Source organism: Campylobacter showae CC57C, from assembly GCF_000344295.2.
GTDB lineage: Bacteria > Campylobacterota > Campylobacteria > Campylobacterales > Campylobacteraceae > Campylobacter_A > Campylobacter_A showae_B.
In genome coordinates this window covers 1-1971 of record NZ_AOTD01000220.1, presented here as the reverse complement: position 1 = coordinate 1971, position 1971 = coordinate 1, and the positions used below count along the sequence as shown (strand labels likewise).

1 protein-coding gene and 1 pseudogene are annotated in these 1971 nt (G+C 39.7%); both read left to right on the top strand.

All coding sequences use genetic code 11. The features are described 5' to 3' along the window. Positions 1-229: pseudogene (locus H740_RS08560) on the top strand (methyl-accepting chemotaxis protein); the annotation flags it as partial. Between the two features lie 188 nt (positions 230-417). Then, positions 418-1971: PDC sensor domain-containing protein (locus tag H740_RS08555; protein ID WP_002953288.1), on the top strand; the 1554-nt coding region annotated here is incomplete at its 3' end.

The following is a 1971-nucleotide window of genomic DNA, read 5'->3' as shown; positions in this document are numbered from 1 at the left end:
TGGCGAAATCGAAGCTAACGCAAACGTACTGGCTCAAAGCATAAACGAGATGAGCGAGAGCATCAGAGAGCAAAGCGAAGGCATTAATATGATAAATCAAAGTGTGAGCCAGATCGACGATATCACGAAGCAAAATATCGGCATCGTTAATACCACAAACGAGATCACCTCGCAGATCGACGACATGGCTAAAAATATCGTTGCAGACGTTAGAAAAAATAAATTTTAATTTTTTAATATCAAATTTGGGAGCTCTAGCTCCTAAATTTGAATTTTATTACTAATTTAACCGCAACAAAATAAAAAATCAAAACCTTAAATTATTATTTAATATTTAATTTACTATTCTGGGATTAGTAACATTTAATACAAAAAGTTATAAAATCGCGTATTAAACTTTTAATAAAGGGAAAGTAAATGCGCTCAATCGCAAACAAAATATCGTTGATGCTCATCTTGGCGCTTTTTATATCGTTTTCTGCGATATCTTTAGCTAGTTACAATACGGCTCACGACAAGACCATAGACCTAGTGATTCAAACTCAAAAGCAAATTTTAAAAGATGTTAAAGTCATGTTGACTAACTTTTTTGAGAGCAATCAATATGCCATAGAAAAAATGGCCGATAGTCTGGCTAAAGTAGGCGAAAAAAGCGATGGCGAAAGGAACGCGGACGGTATAAATTTAGCTTTATATCAAGCAAAAGCCGTATCCGGAAAAGAAATATCTCTCATTTATGCCGGATATGAAGATGGGGCTATGTTTAGATCAAACGGTCAAAGCAAAGCAGGATACGATCCGAGGGTAAGAGGCTGGTATAAGCAAGCTAAAGCCGAAGGCAGGTCGACATATACCGATCCATATATGGCCGCTTCATTGAACGCGATGGTTATAACATTTGCCGCACCTATCAAAAACGTCGGAGTGGCCGGTATAGACGCATCTATAGAGGCGCTAAGCGATAATATATCTCAAATCAGTAAAACCGCATATAGCTACGCTTTCGTTGTCGATCAAAACGGCAATATCATCATACACCCAGACAAAGATCTAGTCGGCAAGCCTAACGACATAGCTAAAAGCATAATCAAACAATATCAAGAAAAGAAATTTGACGAAAACGGACTGATAGCGTATAAAAATAATAAAAATGAGGACGTTTATGCCTACATGCTGGAACTAAACGACAAAGGTTGGTTTGCGGTAACGGCGATGGATCAAAATATCTTTACCTCGCACACCTTGCCTATCTTAAAGATTCAGCTTATCTTGGCTGCTATATTTATATTCGTCTTATCGGCAATCGTACATTTCTTGCTCAAAAGATCGCTTAGCCCGATCAACACGATCACTGGCGCTTTGATCAGCTTCTTTAAATTTTTAAATTTTGAGACAAAAGAGCCCGTCGTCTCAAAAGTAAACACAAAAGACGAATTTGGCGTAATGAGCAAGCTGATAAACGACAATATAGCTAAAATTTGCGACAACGCCAGTCAAGACGCTAGAGCGGTATCTCAGTCTGTAGAGGCCGCAAAACAGATAGAAAGCGGAAATTTAAGAGCTAGGATAACCGACAACCCGGCCAATCCTAAACTAGTCGAGCTAAAAGACGTTTTAAATAAAATGCTAGACGTTTTGGAGCACAAAGTCGGTAGCGATCTAAACGTGATCCAAAAAGCTTTTAACGATTTTAGAAAATCTGATTTCACGTCAAGGATCGCAGACGCCAAAGGTGACGTCGAGCTCGTGACGAACGAGCTTGGCGAAGAGATAGCCGGCATGCTCGCGTTTAATCTAGAAAAAGCTCAAATTTTAGAAGAAAAAATCCATATGCTAGACGAGTCTATGAAGCAAGTGGCTCAGGGTGCTAGCACGCAGTCAAATTCTCTCCAAGAAAGCGCGGCAGCCGTAGAGCAGATGAGCAGCTCGATGAACGCTATAAGCCAAAAAACCGGCGACGTCATGAGGCAA